General features: G+C 73.5%; 17 protein-coding genes. 6 read left to right on the top strand and 11 right to left on the bottom strand.

Annotated features, from left to right (window positions below; translation table 11 throughout):
• Positions 1 to 45 precede the first annotated feature (45 nt).
• Together ACXKR8_RS21490 and ACXKR8_RS21485 are read right to left on the bottom strand one after the other, a co-directional pair.
• The gene (locus tag ACXKR8_RS21490) at positions 46 to 1,497 is read right to left on the bottom strand and encodes a PH domain-containing protein (RefSeq protein ID WP_458274502.1); all 1,452 of its coding nucleotides are present in this window, start codon (positions 1,495 to 1,497) and stop codon (positions 46 to 48) included.
• The gene (locus tag ACXKR8_RS21485) at positions 1,494 to 1,979 is read right to left on the bottom strand and encodes a PH domain-containing protein (RefSeq protein WP_458274501.1); all 486 of its coding nucleotides are present in this window, start codon (positions 1,977 to 1,979) and stop codon (positions 1,494 to 1,496) included. The genes ACXKR8_RS21490 and ACXKR8_RS21485 overlap by 4 nt, the downstream gene beginning before the upstream one ends.
• 77 nt (positions 1,980 to 2,056) lie before the next feature.
• On the opposite strand from ACXKR8_RS21485, the gene ACXKR8_RS21480 reads away from it, so the two are divergent.
• Together ACXKR8_RS21480 and ACXKR8_RS21475 are read left to right on the top strand one after the other, a co-directional pair.
• Complete coding sequence (locus ACXKR8_RS21480) at positions 2,057 to 3,160, top strand: hypothetical protein (protein ID WP_458274500.1); 1,104 nt, start codon at positions 2,057 to 2,059, stop codon at positions 3,158 to 3,160.
• Positions 3,161 to 3,247: 87 nt separating this feature from the next.
• A complete protein-coding gene (locus ACXKR8_RS21475; RefSeq protein WP_458274499.1) occupies positions 3,248 to 4,369 on the top strand; it encodes an IS630 family transposase in 1,122 nt (373 codons plus the stop codon).
• A 68-nt stretch (positions 4,370 to 4,437) separates the two neighbouring features.
• On the opposite strand, the gene ACXKR8_RS21470 is transcribed toward ACXKR8_RS21475, so the two are convergent.
• Positions 4,438 to 5,355, bottom strand: coding sequence for a class I SAM-dependent methyltransferase (locus ACXKR8_RS21470; RefSeq protein WP_458274498.1), 918 nt, complete (start codon positions 5,353 to 5,355; stop codon positions 4,438 to 4,440).
• A gap of 113 nt (positions 5,356 to 5,468) precedes the next feature.
• Between ACXKR8_RS21470 and ACXKR8_RS21465 the strand changes: the two genes are divergently transcribed.
• Complete coding sequence (locus ACXKR8_RS21465) at positions 5,469 to 6,089, top strand: HAD family hydrolase (protein ID WP_458274497.1); 621 nt, start codon at positions 5,469 to 5,471, stop codon at positions 6,087 to 6,089.
• Positions 6,090 to 6,100: 11 nt separating this feature from the next.
• On the opposite strand, the gene ACXKR8_RS21460 is transcribed toward ACXKR8_RS21465, so the two are convergent.
• Entirely contained in the window at positions 6,101 to 6,346 is a 246-nt protein-coding gene (locus ACXKR8_RS21460; RefSeq protein ID WP_458274496.1) for a hypothetical protein, read from the bottom strand.
• Between the two features lie 291 nt (positions 6,347 to 6,637).
• On the opposite strand from ACXKR8_RS21460, the gene ACXKR8_RS21455 reads away from it, so the two are divergent.
• On the top strand, positions 6,638 to 7,021 hold the full coding sequence (locus ACXKR8_RS21455) for a cold-shock protein (protein WP_380504958.1): 384 nt from the start codon (positions 6,638 to 6,640) through the stop codon (positions 7,019 to 7,021).
• A 17-nt stretch (positions 7,022 to 7,038) separates the two neighbouring features.
• Here the strand turns inward: ACXKR8_RS21455 and ACXKR8_RS21450 are convergent, their stop codons facing one another.
• From ACXKR8_RS21450 to ACXKR8_RS21435, 4 genes are all read right to left on the bottom strand, one after another.
• Positions 7,039 to 7,905 (bottom strand): 1,4-dihydroxy-6-naphthoate synthase, encoded by an 867-nt coding sequence (locus ACXKR8_RS21450; RefSeq protein ID WP_458274495.1) that lies wholly within the window; start codon positions 7,903 to 7,905, stop codon positions 7,039 to 7,041.
• Between the two features lie 30 nt (positions 7,906 to 7,935).
• Entirely contained in the window at positions 7,936 to 8,649 is a 714-nt protein-coding gene (locus ACXKR8_RS21445) for a futalosine hydrolase (RefSeq protein ID WP_458274494.1), read from the bottom strand.
• 22 nt (positions 8,650 to 8,671) lie between these two features.
• Positions 8,672 to 9,208 (bottom strand): hypothetical protein, encoded by a 537-nt coding sequence (locus ACXKR8_RS21440; RefSeq protein ID WP_458274493.1) that lies wholly within the window; start codon positions 9,206 to 9,208, stop codon positions 8,672 to 8,674.
• A 63-nt stretch (positions 9,209 to 9,271) separates the two neighbouring features.
• Entirely contained in the window at positions 9,272 to 10,801 is a 1,530-nt protein-coding gene (locus ACXKR8_RS21435; protein WP_458275050.1) for an MFS transporter, read from the bottom strand.
• 397 nt (positions 10,802 to 11,198) lie between these two features.
• Between ACXKR8_RS21435 and ACXKR8_RS21430 the strand changes: the two genes are divergently transcribed.
• Positions 11,199 to 12,125: a DUF3027 domain-containing protein gene (locus ACXKR8_RS21430; protein ID WP_458274492.1), complete on the top strand. Its 927-nt coding sequence runs from the start codon at positions 11,199 to 11,201 to the stop codon at positions 12,123 to 12,125.
• Positions 12,126 to 12,177: 52 nt separating this feature from the next.
• Here ACXKR8_RS21430 and ACXKR8_RS21425 read toward each other — a convergent pair whose 3' ends face one another.
• Complete coding sequence (locus ACXKR8_RS21425) at positions 12,178 to 13,146, bottom strand: isopenicillin N synthase family dioxygenase (protein WP_458274491.1); 969 nt, start codon at positions 13,144 to 13,146, stop codon at positions 12,178 to 12,180.
• A gap of 29 nt (positions 13,147 to 13,175) precedes the next feature.
• Complete coding sequence (locus ACXKR8_RS21420; RefSeq protein WP_458274490.1) at positions 13,176 to 13,619, bottom strand: nucleoside deaminase; 444 nt, start codon at positions 13,617 to 13,619, stop codon at positions 13,176 to 13,178.
• Between the two features lie 106 nt (positions 13,620 to 13,725).
• Here ACXKR8_RS21420 and ACXKR8_RS21415 point away from each other — a divergent pair, with 106 nt between their 5' ends.
• Positions 13,726 to 14,982 carry a PucR family transcriptional regulator gene (locus ACXKR8_RS21415; protein ID WP_458274489.1) on the top strand — a complete coding sequence of 419 codons (1,257 nt, stop codon included), beginning with the start codon at positions 13,726 to 13,728 and terminating at the stop codon, positions 14,980 to 14,982.
• 65 nt (positions 14,983 to 15,047) lie between these two features.
• Here ACXKR8_RS21415 and ACXKR8_RS21410 read toward each other — a convergent pair whose 3' ends face one another.
• Positions 15,048 to 16,484 (bottom strand): purine-cytosine permease family protein, encoded by a 1,437-nt coding sequence (locus tag ACXKR8_RS21410; protein ID WP_458274488.1) that lies wholly within the window; start codon positions 16,482 to 16,484, stop codon positions 15,048 to 15,050.
• Between the last annotated feature and the right edge of the window lie 80 nt (positions 16,485 to 16,564).

Genomic DNA, 16,564 nt, shown 5'->3' with positions numbered 1-16,564 from the left:
CCGACCCAGGCTAGCCGGTTTGGCCGCGAACCCGGACTGCCCGGCTCAGCCGGAGGGCTCGCCGTGGGGCGCGGGCAGCGGCGTGGGCAGCGGCTCGGGCGCGGGCTCGGACGGCGGCGCGTGCTCTGGCGTGGGCGACGGCGCGGGCACCGGGAGGCGGCCGGAGATCCAGCGCGCCGGTATGTCGGTCCTGCGCCCGATCCTGGAGCGTTCGGCCTGGGCGGCGAGCAACTGCTCGGCCTGGTCCAGGTCGCGCAGCCGGGAGACCACCTTCACCGGCCCGTCGGTGGAGTGCAGCCGCACGCTCGCCAGCCGGAGCCGGGCGGTCAGCGGGTTCTGGGTGAGCTCCAGGCTCTGCACCTTGGCGTGCGGGATCACCTCGGTCCGCCGCCGGACCAGGCCCTTGCGGCTGACGAACACCTGGTCGTCCGCACCGCAGCTGGAGCGGGACCAGAACAGCGGCGCGATCAGCCGGGCCCGGCGCGGCGGCCGGGTCAGCGCGATCTCCTCGATCCGCACCCCGGGCAGCACCCGTTCCAGCAGCGCCAGCGCCTCGGCGCGCGGGCCGACCGGCAGCAGCACCGCGGAGTTGTCCTTGCCCGCGACATTGATCTCCACCTTGGCCCAGCCGAACCGCCGCCACAGCAGCGGCTCCTCGATCCGCAGCGCCTGCACCCGCCCCGGCGGGACGGTGTGGTGGGCGTGCTCCAGCAGCCCCGCGCTGATCCGCAGGCCGTCCGGGGAGTCGGCCAGGGTGAACGAGAAGGACTTGGCGAAATGGCCGAAGGTGGTGTGCCACACGCCCAGCAGCACCGGCACGGCCGCCAGCAACCCGGCCCAGCTTCCGGCGAGCAGCAGCGGCAGCGACACCAGCACGGCGAAGCCCAGCGCGATCCAGGGCGCCAGCGACAGGACGATGGACGCCAGCAGCTTGCCGGTGTCGAGCTGGAACAGCACCCGCTCCGGGGCCTCGCCCGCGGTCGGCTCCACCCCGGCCGCGCGGGCCAGCAGCTCGGCGCGCAACTGCCCGGCCTGACGCACCGACAGGTACTCCAGGGTCGACTTGTCTTTCTCGCCGCCGGCCAGGTCGAACTTCAGCATCGCCAGGCCGATGATCCGGGCCAGCAGCGGCCGGACCACGTCGATGCTCTGCACCCGGTCCAGCCGCAGGTGCCGGGTGCGGCGGAACAGCACCCCGGTCTCCACCCGCAGCTGGTCGTCCTCGATCCGGTAGCGGGTGAAGCGCCAGGACAGGTAGCCGTAGCCGAGGGCGACCGGGACCAGCACCAGCAGCCCGAGGCCGACCCGGTCCGGAGTGATGTCCCTGGCCAGGTCCTGCAGGTTGCGGGCGAGGAAGTAGAGGACGGCGGCCACGATCGCCCAGCCGCGCATCAGCGGGGTGAGCGGGTGCAGCCGGCGGAACTCGGGTTTCGCGGGCGAGCCGGGTGCCGCCGGTGCGCCGGGCCCGGGTGCCGCGGGGGAGCCGGTCGGGGTCACAGCCCCGCCTGCCGGGCCTCGCCGCGCTCCGCCAGGGTGTCCCGCAGCCGCTCCGCCTCGGCCGGGAGCAGCCCCGGGATCTTGGCGCTGGTGTGCTCGGTCGCCGTGTGCAGCTGCACCGAGGCCACCCCGAAGGCCCGCTCCAGCGGCCCGGCCGCCACGTCCACGGCCTGCATCCGGCCGTAGGGGACGACCAGCTGCCGGCGCCACAGCACGCCGTGGGTGATCAGCAGATCGTCCTCGCGCTCGGCGAATCGCCAGCTGCGCCAGTTCCGGCCGACCGCGTACCAGCCCCAGGCCGTCGCCAGCAGCGGCAGCAGCGCGACGGCGGCCCAGCTCCACCCGGCCAGCAGCCCGAGCAGCGCCGCCAGGACCACGCTCACCAGCAGCCCGAACGCGAGTACGAGCGTGCGGCGCATCCGGCGGAGCTGCGGCGGCAGCGCGTGCCAGAGTGGTTCTGCGGGTACGGAGATGGCATCCATCAGGCCACCCTAAGCTTTCGATCGCGGGCTTCCGGCGGTCGGGCCCGGGGCGGGTATTGGGGAAGGTGATCGCCGCTATGGGGATCGAGAGCGACCAGGTGGTCTACGACTACCTCAGCAGGGTGGGCGACCTGGCCCAGGCCACGTCGCTGACCGCGGCGGAACGGGCCCGCCTGGTCTCCGGGCTGCGCGAGACCATCGACACCCGGCGCGGGCCCGCCGCGGGCGCGACGATCGGGTCGAGCCGGGGCGAGGCCTCGGCGGTGCAGAAGATCCTGTCCGGGATCGGGAGCCCGGACGAGGTGGTCCGACAGGCCGTCAGCAACGGCGTGCCGGGGCGGCGCGAGCCCGCGCGCGAGCGGGGGAGTGAGCGCGGGGGCGAGCGCAGGGGTGACGGTCCTTCGGTGCCCACCGGTTCCCCCCGGGACGGCGGCTGGCGCGACAGCGGCGGCGGCGGTGGCGCGGGCCTGGGCGGCGGTGGCGGTGGCGGTGGCGGTGCGGGCACGCGCGGTGGCGGCGCCGGTGACGGCTGGGGCTGGGGCGGTGGCGTGCCGGAGCTGGGCGCCGGGGGAGTGCCGCCGCTGGGCGGGGCGTCGCTCGGGGAGCTGCCCGGCTGGCGGGCGACCTATGAGCCCGACTTCCTGGACCCGGACTACATCGACCCCAGCGAGCGCCGCCGGGTCCCGCCGCCGCGGCAGCCGACCGAGGGGACCGCGCCGGCCGCGGTCACGATCCAGAAGAAGGCCGCCGCCGGACCGCCGCGGCGCCCGCTGCTGCGACGCATCCTCAGCGGCCCGCCGCCGGTGGTCGAGACCGTCGCCGAGCCGGTCGTGGTGGTCCGCCCGCCGCTGCCGCTGGTGGAGTCGCTGGCCGCGCTGGTGCTGGTCGCCTCGGCCGTCCTCGGCCTCTGGTACGTCGCCCTGCTCGGCTGGGGCCTCGCCTACACCGGCCGCCGGATCACCCGGCAGGCCGCGCACTTCGCCGGGCTCTGGATCCCGCTGCTGACCGCCCTCGGCTGCGGGTACTGGCTCTACGCCCATGTGCACGGCCAGCCCGCCGGGCACCATCTGACGGACGTTCAGTTCAAGGCCGCCGTGCGGTCCGCCGTCGTGGTCTGGCTGCGCGCGGCGGCGGGCTGCTCGGCGGCCTTCCTGGCCTGGCGCATCTCCCGACGCCGCTAGTGCGGTGACCGGGTGACTTCGCCGGGTTGGTGGGGTGTGGGACGGTGGACTGTTGGGCTTCAACTTTTCCGGCTTCGCGGAGGCGTGGTGGCAGAGCCAGTCAGGGTCCGTCGGTTATCCGACCAGGAGGGCCAGAAGCTGCAGCAGATCGTGCGGCGCGGCACCATGAACACGGTGCGCTACCGGCGCGCGATGATGCTGCTGGCCTCGGCCGGAGGCAACCGGGTCCCGGTCATCGCCCAGCTGGTGGCGGCCGACGAGGACACCGTGCGCGACGTCATCCACCGGTTCAACGAGATCGGCCTGGCCGCACTGGACCCTCAGTGGGCGGGAGGCCGTCCCCGCCAGCTCAGCCCTGACGACGAGGACTTCGTCGTCAAGACGGCCACCACCCGACCCACCCGCCTGGGCCAGCCCTTCACCCACTGGTCCTTGCGCAAACTCGCCGACTACCTGCCCACCGTCCCGGGACGGGCCATCGGCCTGCGACGCGAGGCCCTGCGATGCCTGCTCGCCCGACGCGGCGTCACCTTCCAGCGCACCAGCACCTGGAAGGAGTCCACCGAACCCCACTACGACACCAAGCTCGACCGCATCGAGTACCTGCTGGAGCACGCACCCGGGCGCGTCTTCGCGTTCGACGAGTTCGGACCGCTCGGCATCCGCCCCACCGCCGGGTCCGGCTGGGCACCGTCCGGCCGCCCGAACCGGCTGCCGGCCACCTACCACCGCACCCACGGCGTGACCTACTTCCACGGCTGCTACTCGGTGGGCACCGACACCCTGTGGGGCGTCAACCGCCGCCACAAGAGCGGCGTGAACTCCCTGGCCGCGCTCAAGTCAATCCGGGCCGCGCGACCCGACGGCGCACCGATACACGTGATCATGGACAATCTGTCCGCCCACAAGGGCACCAAGATCCGCACCTGGGCGAAGAAGTACCAGGTCGAACTGTGCTTCACCCCGACCAACGCCTCCTGGGCCGACCCGATCGAGGCCCACTTCGGGCCCCTGCGTCAGTTCACCCTGGCCAACTCCCACCACCCGAACCACACCGTCCAGACCCGGGCCCTGCACGCCTACCTGCGCTGGCGCAACACCCACGCCCGCCATCCCGACGTCCTGGCCGCCCAACGCCGCGAACGCGCCCGCATCCGCAGCGAGAAGGGCATCCGCTGGGGCGGACGCCCCCTCCTCGCCGTCGCATAGCCCACCGACCCGGCGAAGTCACCCGGTCACCGCACTAGCAACGACGGCGACCCCAGTCGCGGACCGGCTCAGTCGCGCACGGCCGTGGTGTAGCGGATCGCGGTGCGGCGGGTGAGGACGCCGTCCACGGCCAGGGCGGCCAGCTCCGCGAAGGCGGCCTCGCGGGCGGCCTCGCGACGGTCCTCGGGGATGTGCTCCAGCAGGGCGGCCCGGCGACCGCTGGACCAGAGCGAGGTCCACCACTGCTCGGGCTCGGCATAGGTGGTGACCTGCTCCTCCTCCACCGTTTCCACCTCGGTGAAGCCGGCCTGCCGCAGCAGCTCGGCGATCCGCTCGGGGGTGTCGAGCAGTCCGTTGCTGCCCTTGTTGCGGCTCCACTCCCCGGCGTCGGCCTCCCGGCCGCCGGCCGTCAGCGCGGCGATCAGCGGACGCTGCCAGCCCTGGTCCTCCGGGGCGAAGCTGGTCATCCCGAACCGCCCGCCGGGCACCAGCACCCGGTGCGCGGAGGCCAGTGCGGCGGCCGGGTCCGGGGTGATGAACAGCATCAGCCCGGCCAGCACCGCCTCGAAGGAGCCGGCCGGGAAGCCGGGGTCCTCCGCGTCGTCCACCCGGACCGCGACATTGCGCAGCCGGCGGCTGCTGATCTCGGCGGCGGTGGCCCGCACCATCTCCGGGGAGAGGTCGATCCCGGCGGCGTAGCCGTCGGCGCCCACGGCCTCGGCGGCGGCGAGCAGCACCGCGCCCCGGCCACAGCCGAGGTCGAGCACCCGGTCCCCGGGCCGCAGCCCGGCCCTCCGCACCAGCCGTCGTCCCACCTGCTCGAAGAAGGAGCCGCCTGCTGAGCCGCTCCTCTTCTCCGAGCCGCTCTCCTCTGAGCCACTGCCTGAGCCGAAGGTGTCCGCCACCAGGTCGAAGCCCTGGGCGATCTCGGCCTTGCGCTTGACGTCCGAAGGTGTCTGTCCTGCCTGCTCTGCTGTGGTCGGCATCCTGCCATGGTGGAACGGGGTGACGTGGGTCACAAGAGGCGTACCGGAATTGTCAGGCCGTCAGGAACTTCCGGAACCCGGCGGCCGCCGGTCCACACCGTAGGGTTGGACACATGATCGGAAGCACGGCTCTCACCATCGGGTTCGACCTCGACATGACCCTGATCGACTCCCGGCCCGGCATCGGGAAGGTCTACGAGCTGCTCGCGGCCGAGACCGGGGTCTTCATCGACAGCGAGCTGGTGGTCAGCCGGCTCGGCCCGCCGGTCGAGCAGGAGCTGGCCCACTGGTTCCCGGCCGAGCAGGTGCGCGAGGTCGCCGACCGCTACCGCGCCCTCTACGCGGACCACGGCGTGGCCGACTGCCTGGCCCTCCCCGGCGCGCGCGACGCCCTCGCCGCGGTCCGCAAGCACGGCGGCCGCTCCGTCGTCGTCACCGGAAAGCACACCCCCAACGCCCGGCTCAATCTGGACGCCCTCGACCTGGCGGTGGACGCGGTCCACGGCTCGGTCTTCGGCCCGGAGAAGGGCACGGTGCTGCGCGAGGAGGGCGCGACGGTCTACGTCGGCGACCACCTCGGCGACATCCTGGGCGCCAGGACGGCCGACGCGCTGGCCCTCGCCGTCGCCACCGGCCCCTACCGCGCGGAGGAACTGGCCGCGGCGGGCGCGGACGTGGTGCTGCCCGACCTCACCGCGTTCCCGGAGTGGCTGGAACAGCACCTGCGCCGCTGAACCGCCCGCGGCTACCGGGTGGCGCTGGTCCGCACCGGGCTCCGTCGCTGTGCGCGGGCCGAGCGGAACAGCCCGACCAGGGCGATGCCGAAGCCCAGCGGCATGACCATGCTGACGAAGTACGCGGGCGTCGGCAGTGCCGCCACGCCCAGGAACAGCGGGGTCACCGTCGCGATGGTCGCCACCGCGCCGATGAGGAACAGGATCGCGCCGACCCGTACCAGGGCGTCGCCGGGCTGCGGAGTTTCAGTAGTCACCCCGCAAGGGTATGCACGTCACGCACGGGGATTGCGCCGAGACCGTCCGGAGGCAGCCCCGCGAAGGCATGGGGGGTGTGTCATGGTCGCGGCAGGACGACGGGCGAAACGGCTCGCGAAACTCCGTAGCCAACCCGCGCATCCCGGCGCCTCCGCGCAGTTCGCCGCGGAAACCCCTCGATCAACACACCGCGGGCCTGGAACAATGGCGCGGCACTGATCTGTACGCGCCACCTCCATGTGGTGAGCTTCATCCTTTCAACCCCATCCCAGCAGCGACGAGGTTTCGGTATGCCCACGGGCAAGGTCAAGTGGTTCAACGGCGAGAAGGGCTTCGGCTTTCTCTCCAGTGACGACGGCGGCGACGTCTTCGTCCACTCCAAGGCGCTGCCCGTCGGGGTCGAAGCACTCAAGCCCGGCCAGCGGGTCGAGTTCGAGGTGATCGCGGGTCACCGCGGCGACCAGGCGCAGAAGGTGACCGTGCTGGAGGACCTGCCGTCGCTCGCGGCGCAGAACCGCCGCAAACCGGATGACCTCGCGCCCATCGTGCAGGACCTGACCACCCTGCTGGAGCGGATCCTGCCGGGGCTGCAGCGCGGGCGCTATCCCGAGAAGCAGGCGGGCCACCAGGTCGCCACCCTGCTCCGGGCGGTCGCCGACCAGCTGGACGTCTGACCGGGCCGGGGGCGCGGCTAGGGGAAGGCCAGCGCCGACGGGGACACCGCCGGCAGCAGGCCGGCCGCGGCGGCCCGGTCCAGCAGGCCGTGGACCGCCGCGTAGCCGGCCTCGCCGAGGTCGGCGGTGAACTCGTTCACATAGAGGGCGATGTGCTGGTCGGCGACGGCCGGGTCCATCTCCTGCGCGTGGTCCAGGACGTACCCGCGGCTGTCCTCCGGGTGCGCCCAGGCGTGCTCCACGCTGGCCCGGATCGCCGCCGCCAGCTCCTGGAGCCGCTGGGCGCCGAGGTCGCGCCGGGCGATGATCGCGCCGAGCGGGATGGGCAGGCCGGTCGCGGCCTCCCAGGCCTCGCCCATGTCCGCGAGCGAGCGCAGGCCGTACCGCTGGTAGGTGAACCGGGCCTCGTGGATGACCAGTCCGGCGTCGACCTTGCCGTCGCGGACGGCGGGCATGATCTCGTCGAACGGCAGCACCACGATCTCGCCGAGCCCGCCGGGGACGGCCTCCGCCGCCCACAGCCGGAACAGCAGGTACGCGGTGGACCGCTCGCTGGGGACGGCCACGGTCTTCCCGGCCAGCTCGGCCGGGTCCGCCGACGCGTCCGGGCCGGTCAGCACCAGCGGGCCGCAGCCGCGGCCCAGCGCGCCGCCGCAGGGCAGCAGGGTGTACTCGTCCAGCACCCAGGGCAGCGCCGCGAAGGAGATCTTCAGCAGGTCGAGCTCGCCGCGTTCGGCCATGCCGTTGGTGATGTCGATGTCGGCGAAGGTCACCTCGGGCACCACCGGGGCCGGGACCAGGCCGTGCGCCCAGGCGTGGAAGACGAAGGTGTCATTGGGGCAGGGCGAGTAGGCGACCTTCAGCACATCCGCGGCGGCAGTCATGCCCTCGACCCTAACCCAGCCGATCCCGGCTCAGCGCAGCTGCTCGTAGGGCAGGGCCCGGAACGCCTGTTCCAGCGCGGCGAAGGCCTCGCCGAGGCGCCAGGCGGCGCGGTCGCGCGGTCCCACCGGGTTGGACACGCTGCGCAGTTCCAGCACCGGGGTGCCGTGGCCGGCCGCGGCCTCGGCCGCGCCGAAGCCCTCCATCGCCTCGGCGACCGCGCCCGGGTGGCGGCCCGTCAGCTGCTCGGCGCGGGCGGCGGTGCCGGTGACGGTGGAGACGGTGAGCACCGGACCGACCGCGGTCGGCAGCCCGGCGGCGCGCAGCGCGGCGGCGACGCCGGCGGAGTGCGCGGTCTTGTGGCGGACCCGGCCGAAGCCCAGCTCGGTGACGGTGGCGAAGCCCTCCGGGGTGTCCGCGCCCAGGTCGGCGGCGACGATCGCGTCGGCGACCACCAGCGAGCCCACCGCCGCGAGCGGGGCGAAACCGCCGGCGATGCCGGCCGAGACCACCAGCGCGTACGGCTGGGCGGCCAGCGCCAGCGCGGTGGCCGTGGCGGCGGCCGCGGCGGCCGGGCCGACCCCGGCGACGAGCACGTCCACCGGGCCCCGGCGCTGCAGCGGATAGCCGCCGGGCAGGACCAGCTCGGACTCGGCTTCGGGACCTTCCGGGACGCCGCGCAGCACCGCCGCCGCCTCGGGGGCGACGGCGGTGACCACCAGCAGTCGCCGCTGCGCCGGGCTCATCCGCCGCACCCGCTCAGCAGCGTCAGGAGGTCGCGGCGGTGGACTTCAGCGTGAAGACCCAGGCGCCGTAGATGTCGGGGCTGCTCGCGCTCTTGCGCTCCAGGACCAGCACGGTGCCCTTGTCGGCCGTGGTGGTGGCCCCGGTGCTCTGATCGGTGCTGCTGGCGAAGACGCCGCTCAGCGGCAGGTTGTTCGCCTGGTAGTCCTTGGTCAGCGGCACCAGCATGGTGGCGCTGCTCGCGTACCAGCCCACCTTGGTGATCTGCTTGTCCACGCTGATGGTGAAGCTGGTGTTCGGCCGGATCGAGATCGGCTTGGCACTGTTGGCCGTGGCCAGCTTCTGGAACGCGGTGTTGCAGGCGGCCAGCTGCTTGGCGGTCAGCGGCTTGCCGTCGTTGTAGCAGAGCTTGGTGACCGGGGTCCAGGTCGATCCCGCCGTCACGAAGATCCGGGGCACGGGCTTGCCCGCGTCGTTGGCCTTGACGACGGAGAAGCCCACCGTCAGGGCGCCGACGACGGCGACGGCTCCGAGGGCGGCGACAGCGCGGTTGAGACTCATGGTGCTGAGGCTACCGTCCGTCCGTGATCACGCCACGTCGGGGGGCCGTGGTCGCGCCGGGTGTTAGGCCAGGTGGGGTCGGGTGGTGACGCGGGGGAGCCGGATCAGGCCGCGGACGGTGAAGGCCAGCGACACCGCCAGGATGCCGGTCGCGGTGGCGGTGCCGAGCCGTCCGACCAGCGGCAGCACGATGCCGAGCCCGCCGCCGATCACCCAGGTGAGCTGCATCAGCGTCTCCGAACTGGCGAACGCCGAGGTCCGGACCAGCTCGGGGACGTCCCGCTGGATCAGCGCGTCCAGGGCGACCTTGCCGAGGGACTGGGTGATGCCCGCCACACCCGCGAGCAGGGTGACCGTCAGCAGCCCGTAGAACAGGGTGGCGGCCGCGGCGGCCACGGTGGCGGCGGTCAGCATCAGCGTGACGAGGATCTCAGGCCCCCGGGCCCGGAGCCAGGAGCCGAGCACCGTCCCCAGGGTGTTGCCGATGCCGAGCGCGCCCACCACGAAGGCCAGCGCGACGGTGGGCCGCAGGCCGCTGAAGGGGTGCTCGCGCAGCAGGAAGGCCAGGAAGAAGGTGAGGAATCCGGACAGCCCGCGCAGGGTGCCCTCGCCGCGCAGCGCCAGGATGACGGACGGGCCGACCGTGCGCAGGTTCACCCGGGCCGGCGGCTCCACCGGTGTCGGCGGCTGCTTCGGTGTCGGCGGCTCCGCCGGCGCCTGCGGCTGCTTGCTCAGCGAGACCGGGACCGGATCCCCGTGCAGCACGGCCCGTTCCTCGCCCTCGGCCGAGTCCACCTGGTGCGGCAGCGAGAAGGCCAGGAAGGCTCCGACCAGGTAGACCAGGAAGGCCCCGCGCAGCGGCCAGGTCGGTCCGATCAGGTGCAGTCCGCCGCCGATCGCCGCGGCCACACCGGTGGCCAGCAGCCCGGCCAGGGTCACCCGCGAGTTCGCCTTCACCAGCGTGACCTGCTCCGGGACCAGCCGTGGCACCACCACGCTGCGGATCACCCCGTACGCCTTGGACGCCACCAGCACGCCCAGCGCCTCCGGGTAGATCTGCAGGCCGCCGCCCGCGATCGAGCTGGTCATCATCCACGCGACCGCGGCCCTGGCCAGCATCGACAGCGCCATCGCGGCGCGCCGTCCGCTGGGGAGACGGTCCAGCAGCGGGCCGATGACCGGTGCCAGCAGCACGAACGGGGCCATCGTGATCAGCAGGTACAGGGCCACCCGGTCCCGGGCCTGGCCGGTCGGCACCGAGAAGAAGATGGTCGAGGCCAGCGCGACGGTGATCATCATGTCGCCGGCCGAGCTGATCGCATGCAGCTCGATCAGCTTGGCCAGTCCGGACTCGCCCGCGCCCTCGGCGGAGGTGGCCCGGCGGATCCGCCGCCCGGTGGCGTGCACGGCGTGGCCGGTGCCGCGCGCGGTGGCCGAGGCCGCCCGGTGCAGCGCGCCGCCGACCCGTGAGGTCGGGGCGGGGGCCGCCGGCTCAGCCGGGGCCTGCCCCTCCAACCCTTCCCGGGATGGTGCGGGGCTTTCGGAACCTCCGGGAGTCGCTCCCCGGGGTGCTTCTTCGGCCACGTCGCCCATCCTGCCCGAAGCAGGCCGGGTCATGCCGGACTTTCCGGTCCTGCCGCGTCCGCCGCCGTGTCTCCGGCCGGTGCTCCGGCCGCGGCTTCCGCCGTGTCGCCGGGCGACGCCGCAGGGTGACAAGTGGCCAGGTACTGTCCCGGTTGGCGGCGCGACCGGTACCGTGCACTCAGTGGCATTCTCCGAGGAGCGTGTCGCGCCAACACTTTTCTGTAGTGCGTCGCGTGAACTCCTGCGGCGGCCCGGACTCTCCTGAACAAGGTCTCCCGTCCGGATCGGCCCGCGGAATCACGCGGAAGTAAGGGACGCCCGGCGCCTCCCGGCAGGCCATCCGCGCCATGCCGCCCGACGCTTGTGGCGATCCATGGATGAAGCTTGGGAGAGAATCGATCCTGTGATGAGTGCTGCGACGACGCGAAGCCGTACCCCCGACCGGCTCTGTGCCGATGCCGTCGAGTTCGCCCGGGGTGCCGCGGTCGAGATGGCCGGCGAGGCCGCGGTCGGCGAGTACCTGGGCATGGACGCAGACGGTGAGCGCGTCGTCACGCACTACTTCGCGACCCGCGAGTGGGCGTACCGCGGCTGGCGCTGGGCCGTGACGGTCACCCGGGCCTCCCGGAGCAAGCTGGTCACGCTTGACGAAACGGTGCTGCTGCCCGGCGCCGACGCGCTGATCGCTCCGCAGTGGGTGCCCTGGAGCGAGCGGCTGCGCCCCGGCGACATGGGCCCCGGCGACCTGCTGCCGACCGACGAGGACGACCTGCGGCTGGAGCCGGGCTGGACCGGCGCGGACGAGCCCGCGCCCAACTCCGCCCTGGTCGACGCCGAGCTGGCCGCGGCCCAGGAGCGGGACGAGGACGGCGCGGACGCCGCCGCCCGGGCCGAGGCGCTGGCCGCGCCCACCGTCCGCGGCTCGATCGCCGCGGTCGCCCTGGAGCTCGGCCTCGGCCGGACCAGAGTGCTCTCCCGGCTCGGCCTGCACCTCGCGGCGGACCGCTGGGAGAAGGACTTCGGCGCGCACAGCCCGATGGCCCAGGCCGCCCCGGCCGACTGTTCGAGCTGCGGCTTCCTGGTGCCGGTGGCCGGGACGCTGAGCCAGACCTTCGGGATCTGCGCCAATGAGTTCGGCCCGGCCGACGGCCATGTGGTCGCCCTGGACTACGGCTGCGGCGGCCACTCCGAGGCAGCGGTGATGCCGACCCCGCCGCAGCCCCCGCCGCCGGTGCTGGACGAGTTCCTCGACGAGGACTTCCCGCTGCACCCCGACCGGGACGGCGGCTCGGTGGCCGCCGACGACCCGGCCGAGGAGCTCGGCCACAGCTGACCTGCCGTCGGCCGGCCCGCACCGGGCTGACGGGTCGTCGGCTGACCGGTCGTCAGTCGATGCTGATGGACTCCAGTTTGGCCCGCAGGTAGGCCGAGGAGTCGACCGGCTCATAGGCCACCGGGCCGCCGACCGGCCGCACCGTGGTGCGGGGGTCGCACTCGTAGAAGTAGACCAGCGACATCAGGTCCTCTTCGGGCGCGTCCGGCGACGGCGGCAGCACCCGGTGGCGTCCGGACTTCCACCGGTCGCCGGTCCAACGGGCCATCAGGTCACCGATGTTGACCGTCAGCGCGTCCTGGTCGTACGGGGCGTCCTCCCAGCCGATGCCGCCGTCGGCCGGGTCGACGTAGACCTGCAGGCCCCCGCGGCCCTGCTGCCGGTCCAGCAGCGTGACCGTGCCGAAGTCGGTGTGCGGGCCGATCCGGAACTGCCCTGGCTGGGGTTCGCCGACGACGCCGGTGCCCGGGTACCAGTTGATGTTCAGGGTGTATGTCGGGTGCGCGGTGTGGTCGGTGAAGAAGGACGGATCCTGGCCCAGCGCCGCGCCCAGCAGCCGCAGCACCTCGTCCGCGACCACCCGCATCCGGGCCAGGTAGTCCTCGACCGCCTTCCGCAGCGCCGGGGCCTCCGCCTCCGGCCAGCGGTTCTGCTGGAACCAGAAGTCGTCGATCTCCGGGTCGCCGATCGGCCGGTCGGCGCCGACCGTCCAGGACTCCTTGAGGTCGGGCGGGGTCTCGGTGCCCTCCGAGTAGCCGTTGGCCTCCACGCCCTTCGCCAGCCAGCCGCGGCCGCCGACGTTCACCCCGTAGCGCTGCTTGACCTCCTCCGGCAGCGCGAAGAAGGCACGGGCGGCCTCGCGTACCCCGGCCCGCTCCTCGCGGCTCACGCCATGGCCGGTGATCAGCAGAAAGCCGGCCTGGCTCAGCGCCGCGTCCACCGCGGCGGCGGTCCGGGCCCGGGCCTCCGGGTCCTCGGACAGCCAGGGGGCCAGGTCGATCACGGGGATACGGGGGGACATGTCGCTCCTTCTCGGTGCTCCGACAGCGGTCACTCGCCGATGTCCTCGAACCACAGTTCCGGCCTGGCCGCGATGAACTCGCGCATCAGGGTCTTGCACTCCGGGTCGTCCAGCAGCACGATCTGCACGCCGTGCTCCGCGAGCCAGTCATGGCCGCCGTGGAAGGTCTCGGCCTCGCCGACGACCACCCGGCCGATGCCGAACTGGCGTACCAGGCCCGAGCAGTACCAGCAGGGGGAGAGGGTGGTCACCATGGTGGTGCGGCCGTAGCCGCGCAGCCGCCCCGCGTCGCGGAAGGCCGCCGTCTCCGCGTGGGTCGAGGGATCGCCGTCCTGGACCCGGCGGTTGTGGCCGCGTCCGAGCAGTTCCCCGTCCGGGCCGAACAGCGCGGCGCCGATCGGGATGCCGCCCTCGGCGAGCCCGAGCCTGGCCTCCTCGACGGCGACAGCCAGCAGTGTTGCGGTGTCAGTCATGGCACCACTGTCCCGTCCGCGAAACACCTCGGCAACGTGCGGAAAGTACGCTCCAGCGCACTTCGCCGCTGACACCGTGTCGCCCGTTCGATCCCTGGGAGTCGCCATGGCCGCACTCACGCTCCGCGAGATCCTCTCCTTCGACGTCCTGGGCCCCGCCGCGCCGGAACTGCTGTGCGGGGAGAAGGGCCTGGACCGCCCGGTGCGCTGGGTGCACTCCAGTGAGATCTATGAGATCGGGCCGCTGCTCTCCGGCGGTGAACTGCTGCTCACCACCGGGCTCGGACTGGCCGGGGCGGACGCGGGGGCCCGCCGCCACTACGTCCGGGAGCTGGCTGAACGCGGGATCGCCGGGATCGCGGTGGAGCTGGGCCGGTCGCTGACCGAGATGCCGTACGAACTGCTGGACGAGAGCCGGCGCCGGGGGCTGCCGCTGGTCGTGCTGCGGGCGGTGGTGCCGTTCATCCGGATCGCCGAGGCCGCCAACACCGCCATCGTCACCCAGTCGCTGGCGGACCGCCCGCACCCCGCCGCCGACCGGGACGGCCGCGCGGCCGCGCTGCTGGCCGCCCTGGCCGAGGGCACCGCGCTGAGCCAGGCGGAGGTGCTGGAACGGGCCCGCGCGCTGGACTTCCGCCCGGACCGCAGCCGACGGCTGCTCGGCCTGGCGGCGACCGGGGCGGACCCGCTGGCGGTGCTCGCGGTGCTGGACCAGGCCGCCGAGGCGCTGGACGCGCCGCTGCTGCGGGCGCCCGTCCCCGGCGGCGCGGTGGCGGCCCTGTTCGCGGTCCCGGCCAAGGCCGGCGATGTGGTCAGGACGGCGCAGAGCGCGCTGCTCGCGGCCACCGGGGCGGGGGTGACCGTGGCGCTGGGACCGGCCGCGCCGGTGGACGCGGCCTGGAGCCGCTGGGGCGAGTCGCTGCGCGAGGCCCGGTCCACGCTGGCCCTGGCGCTGACCGTGCCGGCCCCCGAGCCGGACTGCTGCGCGGTCGGCGGCGGAGCGGTCGGCGGGGTCCAGGTCACCTCCTCCCGGGCGCTGGCGCTGGAGCGGCAGCTGGTCGGGGACGGGCTGACCCCGGTGTCCCGGGACCGGCTCGCCCATCTGGTGAACCGGGCGCTCGGCCCGCTGCTGGAATGGGAGGCCGCGCACGCCAGCGACCTGGTCCGGACGCTGGAGGTGCATTTGCGCAACGGCTGCAGCCCGACCCGCACCGCCGCCCTGCTGCACGTCGGCCGGCAGTCGCTCTACCAGCGGCTTGAGCGGATCGAGTCGCTGCTGGGGCTGCCGGTGGGGGAGGCCGAGAGCCACGGCGAGCTGCTGCTGGCCTGCTGCGCGCACCGGCTGCTGCGGGCCGGGGAATAGCTGTCCTGCAGGGGGAGCGGGAGGGGCTTGGGCCCCTCCCGCTGTGGTCAGGACCGCCGCGGTTGTCAGGCTCCCGCGGGCTCCGCCGCCGGGGCGGGGACGTCCGCGGCCGTGCGGCTGACCGGGCCGAGCCCGGGCACCAGCTGCAGCGCGAGGTAGAGCGCCCCGGCGATGACAAAGCCGGCCAGGAAGGCGATGTCGCCGATGCCGGGGAAGTGCTTGGCGACCAGGCCGGTGTAGTCGGACTGGTTGGAGAACAGCCACACCCCGATCCCGGTGCCGGCCGCCATCGCGATCGGCGCCGCCCAGTTGCTGAAGGAGCGGTCGCCCAGCAGCGCGCCGACCTGGGCGTCCGACTGGTTCCGCCGCAGCACCCGGTCGATGAAGACCACGGCCAGCCAGGGGCCGATCCAGTAGGTGATGACCAGCAGGAAGTCCTCGTACTTGGTGCCGGAGTCGCTCAGCCCGCTCCAGGCGACCGCGGTGCCGGCCACACCGAAGACCAGGGCGACGGTTGCCCGGCGGACGGCGGCCGGGAGCCTGATGCCCATGGCGACGAAGGACAGCGAGCCGGAGTAGATGTTCAGCGCGTTGGCCGCGATGCCGCCGACGGCGATGGCGAGCAGGGTGAGGTCGGCCAGCCAGGTCGGCAGGGCGTGGGTGAAGGCGTCGGTGAGGCTGAGGTCCTTGGGCACCACGATGGTGGCCGAGGCCGCGCCGACGGTCTCCAGCAGCACGCAGGAGAGGAAGACCCCGAGCGCGGGCCACAGGCCGACGGCCCACTTGGCCGAGCTGCGCGGCAGGTAGCGGGTGTAGTCGGAGCCGTACGGGGTCCAGCCGGCCGCGTAGCCGAAGGCCGCGCCGGCGGTGAGCAGGAACGCGCCCTTGAAGGCGTGCGCCCCGGTCGCGGCGCCTATGTCGGACTTGCTGAGGATCACCACCGAGGCGATCAGGAAGACGACCGTCAGCAGCGGGAAGGTGTACTTCTCGGCGCTCTGGATGAAGTTGTGGCCGAAGTAGGCGATGCCCACCTGCAGGATCACCACGATGAACAGGCAGAGCAGCACCGGCCAGCCGAGCAGGGTGTTCAGCGCGTAGGAGGCGCTGACGCTGTTGACGGCGAACCAGCCGATGCCCGCGGTCAGCGCGTTCAGCCCGGCCGGGAGGGCGTTGCCCCAGTAGCCGAAGGCCGAGCGGCCGGCCACCATCTGCGGCACCCCGAAGCGGGGGCCGCTGAGGCCGAGGAAGGCGTGGGCGACGGAGCCCAGCGCGGTGCCGAGGACGATGGCGAGCACGGCCGACCAGAAGCCGAGGCCGAAGATGCCGACGGCGAGCACGCCGATGAAGACGGTGGCGAACTCCATGTTGGGGGAGGTCCAGGTCCACAGCAGGCCGAGCGGCCGGCCGTGCCTGGCCTCGTCCGGAATGGGCTCTGCGCCAGTGGGTTCGACGGCGAGTACGTGGTCGCCGTACGCGGATATCTCTGTGGGGGCGGCGGTCATACGGTCAGTGTCCGGGTGCGTATGGAGCCCGTAAACGGTCGGAACGACGGGTCTACGCGGGGGTACGGCGTACGTTCTGT

Source organism: Streptacidiphilus sp. PAMC 29251 (genome assembly GCF_054208735.2).
This window is presented reverse-complemented; position numbering and strand designations above follow the sequence as displayed.